The 15,674-nt window shown below is 52.5% G+C and carries 14 protein-coding genes; 7 read left to right on the forward strand and 7 right to left on the reverse strand.

Annotated elements, in window-relative coordinates:
• Positions 1–54: 54 nt before the first annotated feature.
• The gene (rna, locus tag C3432_RS10030) at positions 55–861 is read left to right on the forward strand and encodes a ribonuclease I (RefSeq protein WP_103776455.1); all 807 of its coding nucleotides are present in this window, start codon (positions 55–57) and stop codon (positions 859–861) included.
• A gap of 39 nt (positions 862–900) precedes the next feature.
• Here rna and C3432_RS10035 read toward each other — a convergent pair whose 3' ends face one another.
• Together C3432_RS10035 and C3432_RS10040 are read right to left on the reverse strand one after the other, a co-directional pair.
• Entirely contained in the window at positions 901–1,524 is a 624-nt protein-coding gene (locus tag C3432_RS10035; protein WP_103776456.1) for a flavin reductase family protein, read from the reverse strand.
• A gap of 96 nt (positions 1,525–1,620) precedes the next feature.
• Positions 1,621–2,451, reverse strand: a complete 831-nt coding sequence (locus C3432_RS10040; RefSeq protein WP_103776457.1) for an alpha/beta fold hydrolase — start codon at positions 2,449–2,451, stop codon at positions 1,621–1,623.
• Positions 2,452–2,715: 264 nt separating this feature from the next.
• Between C3432_RS10040 and rnk the strand changes: the two genes are divergently transcribed.
• Complete coding sequence (gene rnk / locus C3432_RS10045; protein ID WP_103776458.1) at positions 2,716–3,126, forward strand: nucleoside diphosphate kinase regulator; 411 nt, start codon at positions 2,716–2,718, stop codon at positions 3,124–3,126.
• Positions 3,127–3,604: 478 nt separating this feature from the next.
• Complete coding sequence (gene uspG, locus C3432_RS10050) at positions 3,605–4,033, forward strand: universal stress protein UspG (protein ID WP_103776459.1); 429 nt, start codon at positions 3,605–3,607, stop codon at positions 4,031–4,033.
• A 75-nt stretch (positions 4,034–4,108) separates the two neighbouring features.
• On the opposite strand, the gene ahpF is transcribed toward uspG, so the two are convergent.
• On the reverse strand, positions 4,109–5,674 hold the full coding sequence (gene ahpF, locus C3432_RS10055) for an alkyl hydroperoxide reductase subunit F (protein ID WP_103776460.1): 1,566 nt from the start codon (positions 5,672–5,674) through the stop codon (positions 4,109–4,111).
• Between the two features lie 239 nt (positions 5,675–5,913).
• Entirely contained in the window at positions 5,914–6,477 is a 564-nt protein-coding gene (gene ahpC, locus C3432_RS10060; protein ID WP_004859485.1) for an alkyl hydroperoxide reductase subunit C, read from the reverse strand.
• A gap of 386 nt (positions 6,478–6,863) precedes the next feature.
• On the opposite strand from ahpC, the gene dsbG reads away from it, so the two are divergent.
• The 3 genes from dsbG to C3432_RS10075 all read left to right on the forward strand — a co-directional run bounded on the left by dsbG (position 6,864) and on the right by C3432_RS10075 (position 10,659).
• Positions 6,864–7,613 carry a thiol:disulfide interchange protein DsbG gene (gene dsbG, locus C3432_RS10065; protein ID WP_103776461.1) on the forward strand — a complete coding sequence of 250 codons (750 nt, stop codon included), beginning with the start codon at positions 6,864–6,866 and terminating at the stop codon, positions 7,611–7,613.
• Positions 7,614–8,833: 1,220 nt separating this feature from the next.
• Positions 8,834–10,057 carry a phosphoadenosine phosphosulfate reductase gene (locus tag C3432_RS10070; protein ID WP_103776462.1) on the forward strand — a complete coding sequence of 408 codons (1,224 nt, stop codon included), beginning with the start codon at positions 8,834–8,836 and terminating at the stop codon, positions 10,055–10,057.
• Complete coding sequence (locus tag C3432_RS10075; protein WP_181012895.1) at positions 10,030–10,659, forward strand: IbrB-like domain-containing protein; 630 nt, start codon at positions 10,030–10,032, stop codon at positions 10,657–10,659. Before C3432_RS10070 ends, C3432_RS10075 begins: the two co-directional genes overlap by 28 nt.
• On the opposite strand, the gene C3432_RS10080 is transcribed toward C3432_RS10075, so the two are convergent.
• A complete protein-coding gene (locus C3432_RS10080) occupies positions 10,660–11,820 on the reverse strand; it encodes a pyridoxal phosphate-dependent aminotransferase (protein WP_103776464.1) in 1,161 nt (386 codons plus the stop codon).
• Positions 11,821–11,950: 130 nt separating this feature from the next.
• Here C3432_RS10080 and C3432_RS10085 point away from each other — a divergent pair, with 130 nt between their 5' ends.
• Positions 11,951–13,048: an oxidoreductase gene (locus C3432_RS10085; RefSeq protein WP_103776465.1), complete on the forward strand. Its 1,098-nt coding sequence runs from the start codon at positions 11,951–11,953 to the stop codon at positions 13,046–13,048.
• Between the two features lie 144 nt (positions 13,049–13,192).
• On the opposite strand, the gene C3432_RS10090 is transcribed toward C3432_RS10085, so the two are convergent.
• The gene (locus tag C3432_RS10090; protein ID WP_103776466.1) at positions 13,193–13,390 is read right to left on the reverse strand and encodes a YbdD/YjiX family protein; all 198 of its coding nucleotides are present in this window, start codon (positions 13,388–13,390) and stop codon (positions 13,193–13,195) included.
• Positions 13,391–13,449: 59 nt separating this feature from the next.
• Positions 13,450–15,555 (reverse strand): pyruvate/proton symporter CstA, encoded by a 2,106-nt coding sequence (gene cstA, locus C3432_RS10095; RefSeq protein ID WP_103776467.1) that lies wholly within the window; start codon positions 15,553–15,555, stop codon positions 13,450–13,452.
• Positions 15,556–15,674: the final 119 nt, after the last annotated feature.

A 15,674-nucleotide genomic window follows, 5' to 3' on the forward strand; every position in this document is an offset into this window, starting at 1 on the left:
TTTTTTATGGTTAAATAGAGACTATTCAGTTTTTATATAAGTCCCCGAATCATCATGAAATCAACCTGGCACTATGGTGCATTGCTGGCAGCGTCTCTGCTTCCTCTCTCAATGGCAATGGCCGACGCGCTTCAGCCTGAACGGTACGGCGATTTCGATCGCTATGTCCTGGCCCTCTCCTGGCAAACGGGATTTTGTCAGAGCCAGCATGAGCGCAATCTCCGCGAACCCGATGAGTGTCGCCTGCAAAAAGAAAGCACCAACAAAACCGATTTTCTGACCGTGCATGGTCTGTGGCCGGGTTTACCGAAATCGATTGCCGCGCGCGGAGTAGACGAGCGCCGCTGGTTTCGCTTTGGCTGCGCAACGCGCCCCATCCCTAATCTGCCGGAAGCGCGCGCCAGCCGCAAATGCGCAGCGCCAGAGACAGGGCTTTCGCTGGAGAGTGCCGCTAAGTTAAGCGAGGTCATGCCTGGCGCGGGTGGTCGCTCCTGCCTTGAACGTTACGAATACGCCAAGCATGGCGCCTGTTTTGGCTTTAATCCGGATGCTTACTTCGGCACAATGGTCCGTCTGAATAAAGAGATAAAGCACAGCGAGATCGGCAAGTTTCTGGCGGATAACTACGGCAAAACCGTCAAGCGTAGCGCTTTTAACGCCGCATTCGCCAGGAGCTGGGGCAAAGAGAATGTCACCGCGGTGAAGCTAAGCTGTCACGGCAATCCGGCATATCTGACGGAGATCCAGCTTTCATTGAAAGCCGATACCATTAACCAACCGTTATCTGCCCTGTCATTTCTGCCTCAGCCGCATCCGGGTAACTGTGGTAAACAGTTCATTATCGACAAAGCGGGCTACTGATCATTGCGACCGACGCAAGACCAGCGTCGGTTTTTATGCTTAACGCTTCAGGCGGGCATCCGGGCGGACCAGATCAAAACGATGTGCGTCACTGATCGAATAGTACGCCGTTGGCCCTCCCGCCCGCAGCACCGGCTTCGCTTTCGCCGTCTGGTAGATTCCCTGTTCCAGCAGGGATTCGTCAATGTGAATACCGACGACCTCCCCCAGCACCAGCCAGGTTTCAACGGGTGCGCCTTCGGCAGTGGTCAGCTGCAGGCTTTGTGACAAACGACATTCGAAATTGACCGGGCTTTGTGCGACACGTGGCACGCTGACGATCCGGCTTTCCGCTTTGCTAAGTCCAGCCGCCAAAAACTCATCTTCACCATGCGGCAAACTGGCCGAGGTTTCATTCATCGCGCTGGCCAGTTCGAGAGTCGTCAGATTCCAGACAAACTCACCGGTTTCGATAATGTTCTGCACGCTGTCTTTCCAGCCGCTGCTGGCAAAACCAATAATCGGTGGGTGATAATTAAAGCAGTTAAAGAAACTGTACGGTGCCAGATTATGTCGACCGGCGCCGTCGCGCGACGCGATCCAGCCGACAGGCCGTGGCCCAATGATGGCGTTCAGCGGGTCATGCGGCAGGCCGTGTCCCTGGGAAGGCTGATAGAAGTACATAGCGTTCTCTGGTGAGGTTTACGACAGCAAAACACGAATTATGCTTCGCTCATCCCCCTGATGGAGGAGGATCAGCGTAGAACAATCCGCTAATAATTACGACTGAATAAAGTTAAGCAGGTCGTCGTTAATCTGGTGTTTATGGGTAGTACAAATGCCGTGAGAGCCACCGGTGTACACTTTCAGCTGAGCGTCTGGCAGAATGTCCGCCGCCGCCTTACCGCAGGTTTCAAACGGGACTATCTGATCGTCATCCCCGTGAATCACCAGCGTCGGAATGGTCATTTTTTTGAGGTCTTCTCGCAGATCGGTTTCTGAGAATGCTTTTATGCAGTCGTACATCGCTTTTATCGATCCCTGTAAACCCTGGGCGACAAAACTTTCACGTACGCCTTTCGACTCTTTCGCCCCCGGCCGGTTGTAGCCGTAAAATGCCGCAGTCAGCTCATAGAAAAAGGCAGCACGATCGTTCACGACCCCTTCACGGATCCCATCGAATACCTCTTTCGGTACGCCGTTCGGATTAAAGTCGGTCTTAATCATGATGGGCGTCACCGCGCCAATCAACGCGGCTTTTGCCACTCGCAGGGTTCCGTGGCGACCAATATAGCGCGCCACTTCGCCACCGCCGGTAGAGTGCCCGACATGAACAGCATCTTTAAGATTGAGATGCGCGGTCAACTGAGCCAGATCGTCTGCATATTGATCCATATTGTGGCCATCCCAGGGCTGAGCCGACCGCCCGTGCCCGCGTCTGTCGTGGGCAATCACCCGAAACCCTTTCGAGCCGAGGAACAGCATCTGATCCTCAAACGCATCTGCGGTTAGCGGCCAGCCGTGACTGAACACGACAGGCTGCCCACTCCCCCAGTCTTTAAAGTACAAATAGCTGCCGTCTTTTAACGTCAGTTTGTCGTAATGGCTCATGAGATCTCCTGTTGTGGAACACTGAGAGTGGTGACGCGCCCAAAGCGAGCGCTTAAAAAGCATAATGCAGATTTGAGAACGATCACGTTTTTCACCTAAAATTTCCCCCTATTGATGATTTGCCTGAATGTGAACTAAATCACTTCAAAGAATGGGGAAGTCTCAGTATTATCATGAGAGTTGAACCCTCGCCGCCTGACGGTGAGGGTTTTCTTTTGGAATATTTACCTGCGGCACTCGCAGTACCGACGACATGGAGTAAAAATGTCCAGACCCACTATCATCATTAACGACCTTGACGCAGAGCGCATCGACCGTCTGCTGGAGCAGCCTGCGTTTGCCGATCTCCCCATTGCCGACGCGTTAAACGCAGAGTTGGATCGTGCGCAAATGTGCTCGCCAGAAGCCATGCCCCACGATGTCGTGACCATGAACAGTCGTGTGAAATTTCGCAATCTCAGCGATGGCGAGATTCGCGTACGCACGCTGGTCTATCCGGCAGGGATGACCGACAGCAGTACGCAACTTTCGGTCATGGCTCCGGTAGGTGCAGCCCTGCTTGGTCTGCGCGTAGGCGACACTATTCACTGGGAATTACCGGGCGGCGTCGCCACACACCTCGAAGTGCTGGAGCTCGAATACCAGCCAGAAGCAGCAGGCGACTACCTGCGCTAATCCCATCTGTATAAGCAATTCACTGCTTTACCCAGAGGATGCCGCCGCATCCTCTTTCCGGTTTAATATCAGCCAAATTTATCATTTTAACGAGTTTCTGCGCGAACTAACCTGAAGGGGTTATCCGTCTGTGGAACCTTTCATGACCGAAGCGTTTGGCATCACTGCGGTGTATTTCCTGATAGCGGCGCTCCTCGTTGCGGCAGTGATCTACCTTGAAGATCGCTGGTAACAGCGTGTTGTACGTATCTTTACAGGCTCCAGGCCACAAAGCGTAATCTGTGCCGTGACTGACAGAATCATATTTATTACTATGATGTTATGTATTCATGAGAAATGCACAACACCATTTATGATGCATCGAGGCGGCAACGGAATGCGTCCCTGAGGCTTACGCAAATAAGCGATCGGGACGCGTGACGACAGCCAGCAAAGAAGCAGCCTGAAAAGTGACGTGTATAACAAGGAGAGAACGCTTATGTACAACACTATCATTATGCCTGTTGATGTTTTTGAAATGGAGCTGAGCGACAAGGCTGTCCGTCATGCAGAGTTTCTGGCACAAGATAAAGGCGTGATTCATCTGCTGCATGTGCTTCCAGGCTCTGCCAGCTTAAGCCTGCATCGGTTTGCCGCTGACGTTCGCCGCTTTGAAGAACACCTGCAACATGAAGCGGAAACGCGTCTGCAAACGATGGCTGGTCACTTTAATATTGATCCATCACGAATTAAGCAACATGTCCGCTTCGGCAGCGTGCGGGATGTCGTCAACGAGCTGGGCGAAGAGCTGAAGGCGGATGTGGTGGTGATTGGCTCTCGCAATCCGTCAATCACGACGCATCTGCTGGGTTCAAACGCTTCCAGCGTCGTTCGCCATGCCACCCTGCCGGTGCTGGTTGTTCGTTAAATCGCATTATGCAGATAAAAAAACACCGCCTGTAATTAGCAGGCGGTGTTTGCAGGTGTGTAGTCTTGCTTCTTTTTATGCTGTTTTGGTGCGAATCAGATAGTCGAATGAACTCAGGGAAGCTTTCGCGCCTTCTCCGGTCGCAATGATAATCTGTTTGTACGGTACGGTTGTGCAGTCACCCGCCGCAAATACGCCTTTCACGCTGGTTTCACATTTCGCATCGATGATAATCTCACCCATGCGGTTACGTTCAATAGCGCCTTCCAGCCAGGTCGTGTTTGGCAGCAGGCCAATCTGAACAAAAATACCGGCCAGTTCTACGTTGTGAACATCGCCGCTCACGCGGTCGCGGTATTCAAGTCCAACCACCTTCGTCCCGTCACCTTTCACTTCGGTCGTCTGCGCATTCAGCACGATGTCGACGTTTTTCAGGCTGCGGAGTTTATCCTGCAGGACCTGATCCGCTTTCATTTCTGGCGCAAACTCCAGCAAGGTGACATGTTCAACGATACCCGCCAGGTCGATAGCCGCTTCAACACCGGAGTTCCCGCCGCCGATGACCGCCACGCGCTTGCCTTTAAACAGCGGGCCATCGCAGTGCGGGCAGTAGGTGACGCCTTTAGTACGATACTGATCTTCACCCGGGACGTTCATGTTGCGCCATTTCGCGCCGGTGGCAATGATAATGCTGCGCGCTTTCAGCACTGCGCCGGAAGCGGTTTCAATCTGGTGCAGCCCACCTTCCACCGCAGCCGGAACCAGCTTGCTGGCGCTCTGGCTGTCGATCACATCCACATCGTAATCGCTGACGTGCGCCTTCAGCGCGCCTGCCAGTTTCTGGCCTTCGGTTTTCGGCACAGAGATGTAGTTTTCGATATCGACGGTATCCAGTACCTGGCCGCCAAAGCGTTCGCCCATCAGACCAGTACGAATCCCTTTACGTGCAGAGTAAACCGCCGCTGCCGCACCCGCCGGGCCGGAGCCGACAATCAGCACGTCATACGCTTCGCGCTTGTTCAGCGCTTCCGCTGCGCGTTTTTCCGCACCGGTATCCACTTTCGCGACGATTTCCGTCAGGGTCATACGGCCCTGCCCAAACTCCTGACCATTCATGAAGACCGCCGGAACGCCCATCACGTTGCGATCGGTGATTTCGTTCTGGAAGGTACCGCCATCAATCGCCGTGTGTTTAATGCGCGGGTTCAGCACCGCCATCAGGTTCAGCGCCTGCACCACGTCCGGGCAGTTATGGCAGGAGAGTGAGTAATAGGTTTCGAACTCAAAATCACCGTCGATATCGCGGATCTGCTCCAGCAGGCTCTGCGCCTCTTTTGACGGATGACCGCCGGTCCACAGCAGCGCCAGTACCAGGGAGGTAAATTCGTGTCCCAGCGGAGAACCGGCAAAGCGCGGCCCCTGGTGAGAACCTGGGTTAGCGATCAGGAAAGACGGCTTGCGTACTGCCAGGCTGTTATCTTCTTTGAAGGTCACTTTCGGTGACAGTTCGGCGATCTCCGCCAGCAGTTCCTTGATCTCTGCCGATTTAGCGCTGTCGTCCAGCGTGGCAATCAACTCAACAGGTTTGGTCAGTTTCTCAAGGTAGGCCTTGAGCTGGGTTTTCATGTTAGTGTCGAGCATTCTTCTTCCCTCTCTAAAAACGTCATCATGCAAGCTGCCTTATTCGGGCTGCCTGAATGCAACTTGCATCATGGTGCTGGAAAAAACGGGTGCCGCGCACCCGCTTAAGAATGAATTCGCACGTATTTCGCGTTACAGGAAGGCGGCTAGCTTCTGAATCCCCGGACGCTTACATCAGTAAGCGTCCGGGGTGATTAAACGTAGCCAACGCACCTGTTGCACGAAAGACACAGCGAATTTTAGATTTTGCCAACCAGGTCTAAAGATGGAGCCAGCGTCGCTTCACCTTCTTTCCACTTAGCCGGGCACACTTCGCCTGGGTGGGAAGCAACATACTGAGCCGCTTTGATTTTACGCAGCAGGTCAGATGCGTCACGGCCAATACCTTCAGCGGTAACTTCGATCGCCTGGATGATGCCCTGCGGGTCAACAACAAAGGTGGCGCGGTCAGCCAGACCTTCATCTTCACGCATGTTGTCGAAGTTACGGGTCAGGGCGCCGGTCGGGTCGCCGATCATCGCATATTTGATTTTAGCGATGGTGTCAGAGCTGCTGTGCCATGCTTTGTGAGTAAAGTGGGTGTCGGTGGAAACTGAGTAAACGTCTACGCCCAGTTTCTGCAGTTCTTCGTAATGGTCTGCAACGTCGCCCAGTTCAGTCGGGCATACGAAAGTAAAGTCAGCCGGATAGAAGAAGAAGACGCTCCAACGGCCTTCGGTATCTTTCTCAGTGACTTCGATGAATTCACCGTTTTTGAACGCCTGGTTTTTGAAAGGTTTAATTTTAGTATTAATCAAGGACATCTGTACTTCCTCCGTGTTTTCGTTGAGGAGTAAGTTAACGAAATTTCTTTGCCAGGGCTAATGCGTTTCCTTTATCAAATCAATAAGCGTTAACTAACAACCAACGTAAGACAGCTTTAGTGAACCGTAAGCCGCAGCAATGCGACCAAAGTAAAAAGGGCCCCCTTAACAGGCGGCCCCATTACCTGAACTACCCGTGGGTAACTTCAGCGCCAGCAAGCTGGCTAAGTGTTGCGCTCTACATTACCTTAACAAAGGCTGTAACAGCGGAAAGGATTACAACACCCCACTCACGAAAGGGCAATGTTCCCGGATGAGATCTTGCCTATGGCTGTAATAGGCTCAGCCATACATCCCAATTCCGCATTGATTTATAAGGAAAAATAATGTTTAAACGAAGTCTGCTGCTGCTCACCCTTTTTCCACTTGTCACCTTTGCCGAAGCGTTACCCGCCCCGGTGAAAGCTATCGAAAAGCAAGGGATTACCATTATCAAATCGTTCGATGCCCCAGGAGGAATGAAGGGGTATCTGGGTAAATATCAGGACATGGGCGTGACCATCTATATGACTCCAGACGGTAAACAGGCTATCTCTGGCTATATGTATGATGAAAAAGGGAAAAACCTGAGTAACGCGCTCATTGAAAAAGAGATTTACGCCCCTGCCGGACGTGAATTGTGGCAGCAGATGGAGAAAGCGTCATGGCTTCCCGATGGTAAAAAAGACGCACCGATCGTTCTGTATGTTTTCGCCGATCCCTTCTGCCCTTACTGTACGCAGTTCTGGCAGCAAGCGCGTCCGTGGGTTGATTCTGGTAAAGTCCAGTTGCGCACGTTGCTGGTTGGCGTAATCAAACCAGAAAGCCCGATGGTCGCCGCCGCCATTTTATCGACGAAAGATCCTGCCAAAACCTGGCATGACTATGAGGCTTCCGGCGGCAAGCTGAAGCTCAACGTGCCTGCATCCGTTCCGCCTGAACAGATGAAAGCTATCAATATGAACCAGAAGATCATGGATGACCTGGGAGCAAACGCGACCCCCGCCATTTATTACATGGACAAAGAAAAGATGTTACAGCAGGTTGTGGGGTTGCCTGACAAAGAACAATTTAATGTAATGATGGGTAACAAATAAGCCACAAGATGAGGTGATTGTTTTTTATTTTTAACAGTCACCTTTCCGCATTGCTCCCGACCTTACATCATGGTGAGATGCTATTTTAGCCATACTAAAAATCCATTTATTTTTTGATCCACCCGTATCCGAAAAGTGCAAAAAAACATTAACAACGCTGGATAATTAAGCAAAATAAATAATATTCGAGAGAAAATGGCTTATATCTGTAAACGGAAAAACCCGCTTTCAATCAACTTCTCCTCCTCGGGTATATTTTCTGTCATCAGCAAGATGGCTGAAATGCTGTGCATAACGCCATCGGCAGTGAGTCGGTCATTGCCGGGCGTGTGTAGACTATTAATTTACGCGCCACAACAAGGGTATTATACCGATCGCGGCAAGCATCACCTCACATTAATGCTTTGAGAATAACCTGAATAATCTGCAACGCCGCCCCGCATTACAGATAACACCATCCCTGAAGAAAAAGGTCATAGGCATAACTTAATCGTGCCGGTTGATATGATGAAATTAATCCATCAGGCGCGTACCTGTCTGATATTGAGATTAAACCCGGTGAAGCCTCCCCCCGGAAACACCGACGAGCTTTAGCATATCGTAGCGCGCCAACCTCCGCGCAGCCACGCGGATCAACAGCCTCTGCAGTTTGTCTGCCCGAACCCGTCCTTGTCTGTACCCGTAATCACCCACGCTTATCTGCCCCGGTTTCTTCAGAAGATTTTTTTGCAGGAAAAATGTCTCCTGATAACCCGTCCTGCAACGGGTATTTAAAATTTCCAGGCCAGCGCAGGTTTACAGTCTGCGAAAGAAAATACAGTTCAGAAGCACCTCGCGTATTTTATTATTTGTCCTCTTTCAGTAACTGACCTGGCTGGAATGCTCCCTGAATCGCCGTCAATTTTTATAAAAATTTAATCAAGCGCAAGCCGGTGAAACGTTCCCATTACACCACCCTCATCTCTTTTATATTTAATGCACAATCGAGCACCTCTTTAAAATATCAGTTTTACAGATTTTATTGATAAAGGAGAACGGCCTCTAAATACCTCATCACTCTAATAATTAATAAACGAATTATTCATAAATCAAATTAATCAAAATAAAAACATTACCGCAATCAATACAATTAAATATTGCAAACAATCAATTAATTAGACTATCTTATAGGTTGATAATTATTAAGCACTATCGGGTTAACGTTCAGGGATAACCTTTAGATGTCTGTTTATAAAATTCCACTCAATCAAAACGTTTTGGAAGCCGCTCAGGAGCGTATAACGTGGACGTTAAAGAATCTGCCTCGGGTATGCGTCTCATTTTCTGGCGGTAAGGACTCCGGATTAATGCTGCATCTGACCGCCACGCTGGCGCGTCAGTTAAACAAAAAAATCAATATATTATTTATTGACTGGGAAGCGCAGTTCTCCTGTACGATCGACTATGTTCAGACCTTACGTGACTATTATTCCGATGTTGTCGATAATTTTTATTGGGTCGCATTGCCATTAACGACTCAAAATTCCCTTTCACAGTTTCAACCGGAATGGCAATGCTGGGAGCCAGGAACCGACTGGGTTCGCCAGCCTCCCGCAGATGCTATTACCGATCCCGCATTCTTCCCCTTTTATCATTACGGTATGACGTTCGAGCAGTTCGTTCGTGATTTTGCAGACTGGTTTTCAGAAAAACGTCCGGCTGGAATGCTGGTAGGTATCCGGGCTGATGAATCATACAATCGGTTTATCGCCATCGCGAGTTCCCATAAGCAGCGCTTTGCCGATGATAAACCCTGGACGACAGCGGCGCCCGGTGGTCACACCTGGTATATTTATCCCATCTATGACTGGAAGACCGCTGACATCTGGACCTGGTTTGCAAAAAGTAAACAACCCTGCAACCCATTGTACAATCTGATGTATCAGGCTGGAGTCCCCGCCCGCTACATGCGCATTTGCGAACCGTTCGGCCCCGAACAGCGTCAGGGACTGTGGCTATACCATGTCATTGAACCCGAGCGCTGGGCCATGATGTGCGCACGCGTCAGCGGTGTGCGAAGCGGCGGTATTTACGCCGGCCAGGATAACCACTTTTATGGTCACCGTAAGATCTTAAAGCCGGAACATTTAGAGTGGAATGAATACGCAATGCTGTTACTTAACAGTATGCCGGAGCATACCGCTGAGCATTATCGCAACAAAATCGCTGTCTATTTACAGTGGTACAAGAAAAAGGGGATGGACGATATTCCCCAGACGCAGCAAGGCGACATTGGCTCCAAAGATATCCCGTCCTGGCGACGTATCTGTAAGGTACTGCTGAATAATGATTACTGGTGCCGGGCTCTGTCGTTCAGTCCTACAAAACCCAAAAGTTACCAACGTTACAACGAACGAATGAAAGAAAAACGTAAGGAATGGGGGATACTATGCAGCAACGATTAACACAGGAGTTAATCCGCTTTCTCTCTGGATTATCCGAAGAAGACCGGATCAAGGCCATTAACGAATTTCGCATGGCGATTCACAAAGTCAGCCCCTTTCGCAATGAACCTGTCGACTGCGTGCTGTGGGTTAAAAACGAGAACATTGCGCCCAACGACTATAACCCGAACAACGTCGCGCCACCGGAGAAACGGTTATTGCTGAAGTCGATCGAGGCTGATGGATTTACTCAACCTATCGTCGTGTCACAATCCAGCGCCGGATCGTATGAAATTATTGATGGTTTTCATCGTCATGAATTAGGTAAAGGCAAAGCGGTCCTGAAGTCCCGTCTGAAAGGTTACCTGCCCGTCACCTGCCTGGAAAGAACGCGGCACGAACGTATTGCCGCCACCATTCGCCATAATCGGGCGCGTGGCCGCCATCAGATCCATGCCATGTCAGAAATCGTTCGCGAGCTCGCGCAGCTGGGTTGGGACGATAATAAAATTGGTAAAGAGCTGGGGATGGATGACGATGAAGTTTTACGTCTGAAACAGATCAACGGCCTGCAGGAGCTGTTTGCAGACCGTCGGTTCTCTAAAGCGTGGACGGTGAAATAATCACAGCCTGCACAGGCGCTCTGCCGCCGCAAGTAGCGTCGACTCCTGTTTGGCGAAGCATAAACGAATCAGTTTATGCGGGAAGGGATCGGCGCAAAATACAGACAGCGGAATGGCTGCCACGCCATGTTCCTGCGTCAACCACTGACAAAACTCAACGTCATTGCGCGCGGACACCGCACTATAATCCACCAGCAGGAAGTAAGTTCCTTCACATGGCAGAACCTCCAGCCGACTGTGACTCAGCGCATTGACCAGAATATCGCGTTTATTGCGGTAAAATTCGGGTAAGTCCCGATAGTGTTCAGGTTCGGCGCGCAGCATATCCGCCAGCGCCAGCTGGGCGGGCGTGTTCACCGAGAACGTCAAATACTGATGCACCTTACGCAGCTCTGCACTGATTGCTGCGGGCGCCACGCAGTATCCGACTTTCCAGCCGGTCATATGAAAGGTTTTACCAAACGACGACACGGCAACGGCGCGCTGGCGTAGTTCAGGGTGCGCAAGCACGCTGGCGTGCCCCCCCTGCGCAAAGTTGATATGTTCGTAAACCTCATCACTCAGCACATAAATTTCACGTTCGCCAATTGCCTGCCAGAGCGCGGCGAAATCCGCGTTGCGCCATACCGTGGCGCTCGGATTGTGTGGGGTGTTGAGGATAACCAGTCGCGTACGCTCGCTGAGCTGCGCGGAAAAATCCGCCCAGTTAACCCGAAAATGCGGCGGCTGAAGCGCAATACGCTTTAAAACACCGCCAGAAAGCGTAACCGCTGGCGCATAGCTGTCATAGCTTGGATCGAAGCAAATCACCTCATCGCCTTCACGTACCAGCGCGGTAATGGCAGCATACAGCGCTTCCGTAGCCCCTGCAGTCACGGTGATCTCATGGTCAGGATCGGGTTTGTAACCATACAGTTGCGCCGTTTTGTCGGCGATAGCTTCACGCAGCGGCTGGACGCCCGTCATTGGAGCGTACTGATTTGCGCCCTGCGCGACGTGCCAGGCCAGACGTTCCTGTAAATAACGCGGCCCGTCAAAATCCGGGAAGCCCTGAGAAAGATTAATGGCCTGATGTTTCTGCGCCAGGGCGCTCATTTGCGTGAAGATGGTGGTACCGAGCGCGGGAAGCTTGCTTTGCGGAATCAGAGGATTATTACTCATTTTTATCATGCCCGATGGTGTTGCGTGTTGATAGCACTATAACACGGTGTTAGTATTTGGCAATTAAGACGTTCAGACGTCTATATATAAAGTACCTGCATGGACAGGACAGCCATAAGGACAACACAACATGAATCATACCGAGATCCGCGTCGTACCCGGCCCGGCAAACTATTTTTCACACCCTGGCAGCCTCAACCGACTGAAGGATTTTTTCAGCCCGCAGCAGCTTGCACGCGCCGTATGGGTATACGGCGAGCGCGCCATTGCCGGAGCACGCCCCTGGCTTCCCGAGGCATTTACGCTTTCGGGCGCAAAGCATCTGCTTTTTCCCGGACATTGCAGCGAATCTGCCGTACAACAGCTGGCGCACGATTCCGGAGATGACCGCAGCGTGGTGATTGGTGTTGGCGGCGGCGCGTTACTGGACACCGCCAAAGCCCTCGCTCGCCGTCTGGGCCTGCCCTTTGTTGGCATTCCAACCATTGCGGCGACCTGTGCCGCCTGGACGCCGCTTTCCGTCTGGTACAACGATGAAGGTCAGGCACTACAGTTTGAGATTTTCGATGATGCCAACTTCCTGGTTCTGGTAGAGCCAGAGATCATTCTTAATGCGCCGGAGGAATATTTGCTGGCGGGTATTGGCGACACGCTGGCGAAATGGTACGAGGCCGTCGTGCTGGCTCCTCAACCGGAAACCCTGCCGCTGACCGTACGTTTAGGGATTAACGGCGCGCAGGCCATCCGTGATGTATTACTCGATAGCAGTGAGCAGGCGCTGGAAGATAAAAAGCAGGGAAAACTCACCCAGGCATTTTATGATGTGGTGGATGCCATCATCGCCGGTGGTGGCATGGTTGGCGGACTGGGCGAACGCTTTACCCGGGTGGCGGCAGCGCACGCCGTGCACAATGGGCTGACCGTTTTACCGCAAACAGAGAAGTTTTTGCACGGCACCAAAGTGGCGTACGGCATTCTGGTGCAAAGTGCTTTGCTGGGGCAGGACGACGTGCTGGCCCAGCTGATCGCCGCTTATCAGCGCTTTCATCTGCCGACACGGCTTGCCGGGCTGGAGGTGGATATTCATAACCAGGCAGAGATCGACAAGGTGATCGCGCATACCCTGCGCCCGGTCGAATCCATCCACGCTTTACCGGTCAGAGTCACGCCCGAAACCCTGCGCGCGGCGTTCGGAAAGGTGGAGACGTTTAGCAATAGCCTTGACTGATAGTCGCTTCAGATGCGCAAAATAATTCAAGTTACAGGACAAAACGCGGAGTCGTTTTGAACAGCGCTTGCGCTGGCCCCGAAGGGGCCGGGTAACAAAGCCAACACACCTGTAGCGTGAATTATGTGGCTTGCATAAAGAGCATTAGCAACAGCGTGCGCCGCCCTTCCCACCATAGCGCGCATCCTGTCGCTCGCGGAAGAACTCTTCATAGGTCATTGGCGTCTGCTCCGGATGAGTGGCACGCATATGCTCAACATAGTTGTCATAATCCGGCACGCCAATCATCAGCTTTGCCGCCTGTCCCAGATACTTTCCGGCTTTTGAAAGCGTATCAAACATCGTTATCACCCATCATGCAAGCGCCCTCCCGCTCAAAGGGAGGGCGCTACTGTTAAACGTTAGTGCGCGCCTTTTGCCTGCGCCACAATGTCATCAACATTTTCCGGCATTGGCTCATATGGCGTCTCTTGTGCCGTTGGCTTGTCTTCCTTCAGCGCGGCCAGGGCAGTCTTGATGGAGAACAGCGCCAGCACCACGACCACAACCATAAAGAAGATGGTCAGGCCCGCATCCAGTCGGTTGTTAAACACCAGCTGCGCCAGCTGAGATTCGGTGTACTGCGCGGGAATATTTCCGCTGTCGATCATAGCCTGAAACTTGTTGGCGATCGCCAGGAAACCGATTTTCGCATCCGGACTAAACGCTTTTTGCCAGCCTGCGGTCAGGGTGCAAATCAGCAGCCAGGCCGTCGGCATCAGCGCCACCCACGCGTAACGCTGACGTTTCATCTTGAACAGCACCACCGCACAAAGCATCAGCGCCATCCCCGCCAGCATCTGGTTGGCGATACCGAACAGCGGCCACAGGGTGTTAATACCACCCAGCGGATCCACCACCCCCTGGTGCAGGAAGTAACCCCATGCCAGCACACACAGCGCCGTCGCCAGCAGGTTCGCAGGCAGTGAATCGGTACGTTTCAGCCCTGGAGAAACCACCCCCAACAGATCCTGCAACATGAACCGCGCGGCGCGGGTGCCCGCATCCACCGCCGTCAGAATAAACAGCGCTTCAAACAGAATGGCGAAGTGATACCAGAAGGCCACATCCATCATGCCGCCCAGCGCACCGTGCAGAATGTACGCCATCCCTACGGCCAGCGTCGGAGCGCCCCCGGCACGGGAGATAATAGACTGCTCACCTACCTCGTTAGCAATCTGGTGCAGGGTGTCCGGCGTAATCACAAAGCCCCAGCTGCTGACAACCTGCGCGGCTGACGCAACCACATCGGTGGTTCCGGCCGGGGCCAGCACCGCCATCGGGCTGTTCATCGCAAAGTAGACGCCAGGGTCGATCACGCAGGCCGCCACCAGAGCCATAATGGCCACGAAGGATTCCATCAGCATCCCACCATAGCCGATAAAGCAGGCCTGTCCTTCATTCGCGAGCATCTTCGGCGTGGTGCCGGACGCGATCAGCGCATGGAAGCCAGAGACTGCGCCGCAGGCAATGGTGATAAACAGGAACGGGAACAGGTTACCCGTCCATACCGGCCCGGTCCCATCGACAAACCTGGTCAGCGCGGGCATGGTCAGCGTCGGGCGCATAATCAGAATACCGACGGCCAGCCCCACGATGGTGCCGATTTTCAGGAAGGTAGAGAGATAATCACGCGGGGCCAGCAGCAGCCAGACGGGCAGAACCGCCGCCACGAAGCCATACCCCACCAGCATCCAGGTCAGCTGGACGCCGGTAAAGTCAAAGTACGGTGCCCAGGTTGGGCTTTCCGCCACCCAACCGCCGGAAACGATCGCAAAGACCAGGAACACCAGACCAATCACCGACACTTCGCCAATGCGTCCCGGACGCAAATAGCGCAGGTAGATACCCATAAAAACCGCCAGCGGGATGGTAAACGCCACGGTGTACGTTCCCCATGGGCTGTGGGTCAGTGCTTTCACCACGATCATCGCCAGTACTGCCAGGATAATCACCATGATCATAAAACAGGCCACCAGCGCAATCACCCCGGCGGTGGGTCCCATCTCTTCTTTGACCAGCTCACCCAGCGAGCGACCATCCCGGCGCGTAGAGACAAACAGCACCATAAAATCCTGTACTGCCCCGGCAAGCACCACCCCGGCCAGCAGCCAGATCATCCCAGGCAGATAGCCCATTTGCGCCGCCAGTACCGGTCCCACCAGTGGGCCTGCCCCGGCGATTGCCGCAAAATGGTGACCGAACAGCACTTTCTTATCGGTTGGCACGTAGTCCAGACCGTCGTTATGGCGCACCGCCGGGGTCATACGCGTCGGATCAACCGCCAGCACATTTTTGGCGATATACAGACCATAAAAACGGTAGGCAATGAGGTAGACACAGACTGACGCGACCACGATCCATAGCGCGTTTATCGGTTCCCCACGATTTAATGCAATGTATCCGAGAGCAAAAGCGCCCATGACGGAGAGCAGTGTCCAGATGAGGTATTTCCCTGATTTATTCATGGTTGTTATCCGGTTGCGTGTTCCAGAGAAGAGAGATGTTACATTTTGTTTCTATAACATCTTTTCCGGTTATAACAACCTGACAACCATTTAAACCTGATGCATAACTGATTATTTAC

It is taken from the genome of Citrobacter amalonaticus (assembly GCF_002918555.1).
GTDB classification, from domain to species: Bacteria; Pseudomonadota; Gammaproteobacteria; order Enterobacterales; family Enterobacteriaceae; genus Citrobacter_C; species Citrobacter_C amalonaticus_A.

What these genes read in the sequence shown, in the direction of transcription:
- uspG (WP_103776459.1), top strand. Translation starts at nt 3,605, where the DNA reads ATGTACAACACTATCATTATGCCTGTTGATGTTTTTGAAATGGAGCTG.
- ahpC (WP_004859485.1), bottom strand. Translation starts at nt 6,477, where the DNA reads ATGTCCTTGATTAATACTAAAATTAAACCTTTCAAAAACCAGGCGTTC.
- C3432_RS10035 (WP_103776456.1), bottom strand. Translation starts at nt 1,524, where the DNA reads ATGTACTTCTATCAGCCTTCCCAGGGACACGGCCTGCCGCATGACCCG.
- C3432_RS10090 (WP_103776466.1), bottom strand. Translation starts at nt 13,390, where the DNA reads ATGTTTGATACGCTTTCAAAAGCCGGAAAGTATCTGGGACAGGCGGCA.
- rna (WP_103776455.1), top strand. Translation starts at nt 55, where the DNA reads ATGAAATCAACCTGGCACTATGGTGCATTGCTGGCAGCGTCTCTGCTT.
- C3432_RS10070 (WP_103776462.1), top strand. Translation starts at nt 8,834, where the DNA reads ATGTCTGTTTATAAAATTCCACTCAATCAAAACGTTTTGGAAGCCGCT.
- C3432_RS10075 (WP_181012895.1), top strand. Translation starts at nt 10,030, where the DNA reads ATGGGGGATACTATGCAGCAACGATTAACACAGGAGTTAATCCGCTTT.
- rnk (WP_103776458.1), top strand. Translation starts at nt 2,716, where the DNA reads ATGTCCAGACCCACTATCATCATTAACGACCTTGACGCAGAGCGCATC.
- dsbG (WP_103776461.1), top strand. Translation starts at nt 6,864, where the DNA reads ATGTTTAAACGAAGTCTGCTGCTGCTCACCCTTTTTCCACTTGTCACC.
- C3432_RS10080 (WP_103776464.1), bottom strand. Translation starts at nt 11,820, where the DNA reads ATGAGTAATAATCCTCTGATTCCGCAAAGCAAGCTTCCCGCGCTCGGT.
- C3432_RS10085 (WP_103776465.1), top strand. Translation starts at nt 11,951, where the DNA reads ATGAATCATACCGAGATCCGCGTCGTACCCGGCCCGGCAAACTATTTT.
- C3432_RS10040 (WP_103776457.1), bottom strand. Translation starts at nt 2,451, where the DNA reads ATGAGCCATTACGACAAACTGACGTTAAAAGACGGCAGCTATTTGTAC.
- cstA (WP_103776467.1), bottom strand. Translation starts at nt 15,555, where the DNA reads ATGAATAAATCAGGGAAATACCTCATCTGGACACTGCTCTCCGTCATG.
- ahpF (WP_103776460.1), bottom strand. Translation starts at nt 5,674, where the DNA reads ATGCTCGACACTAACATGAAAACCCAGCTCAAGGCCTACCTTGAGAAA.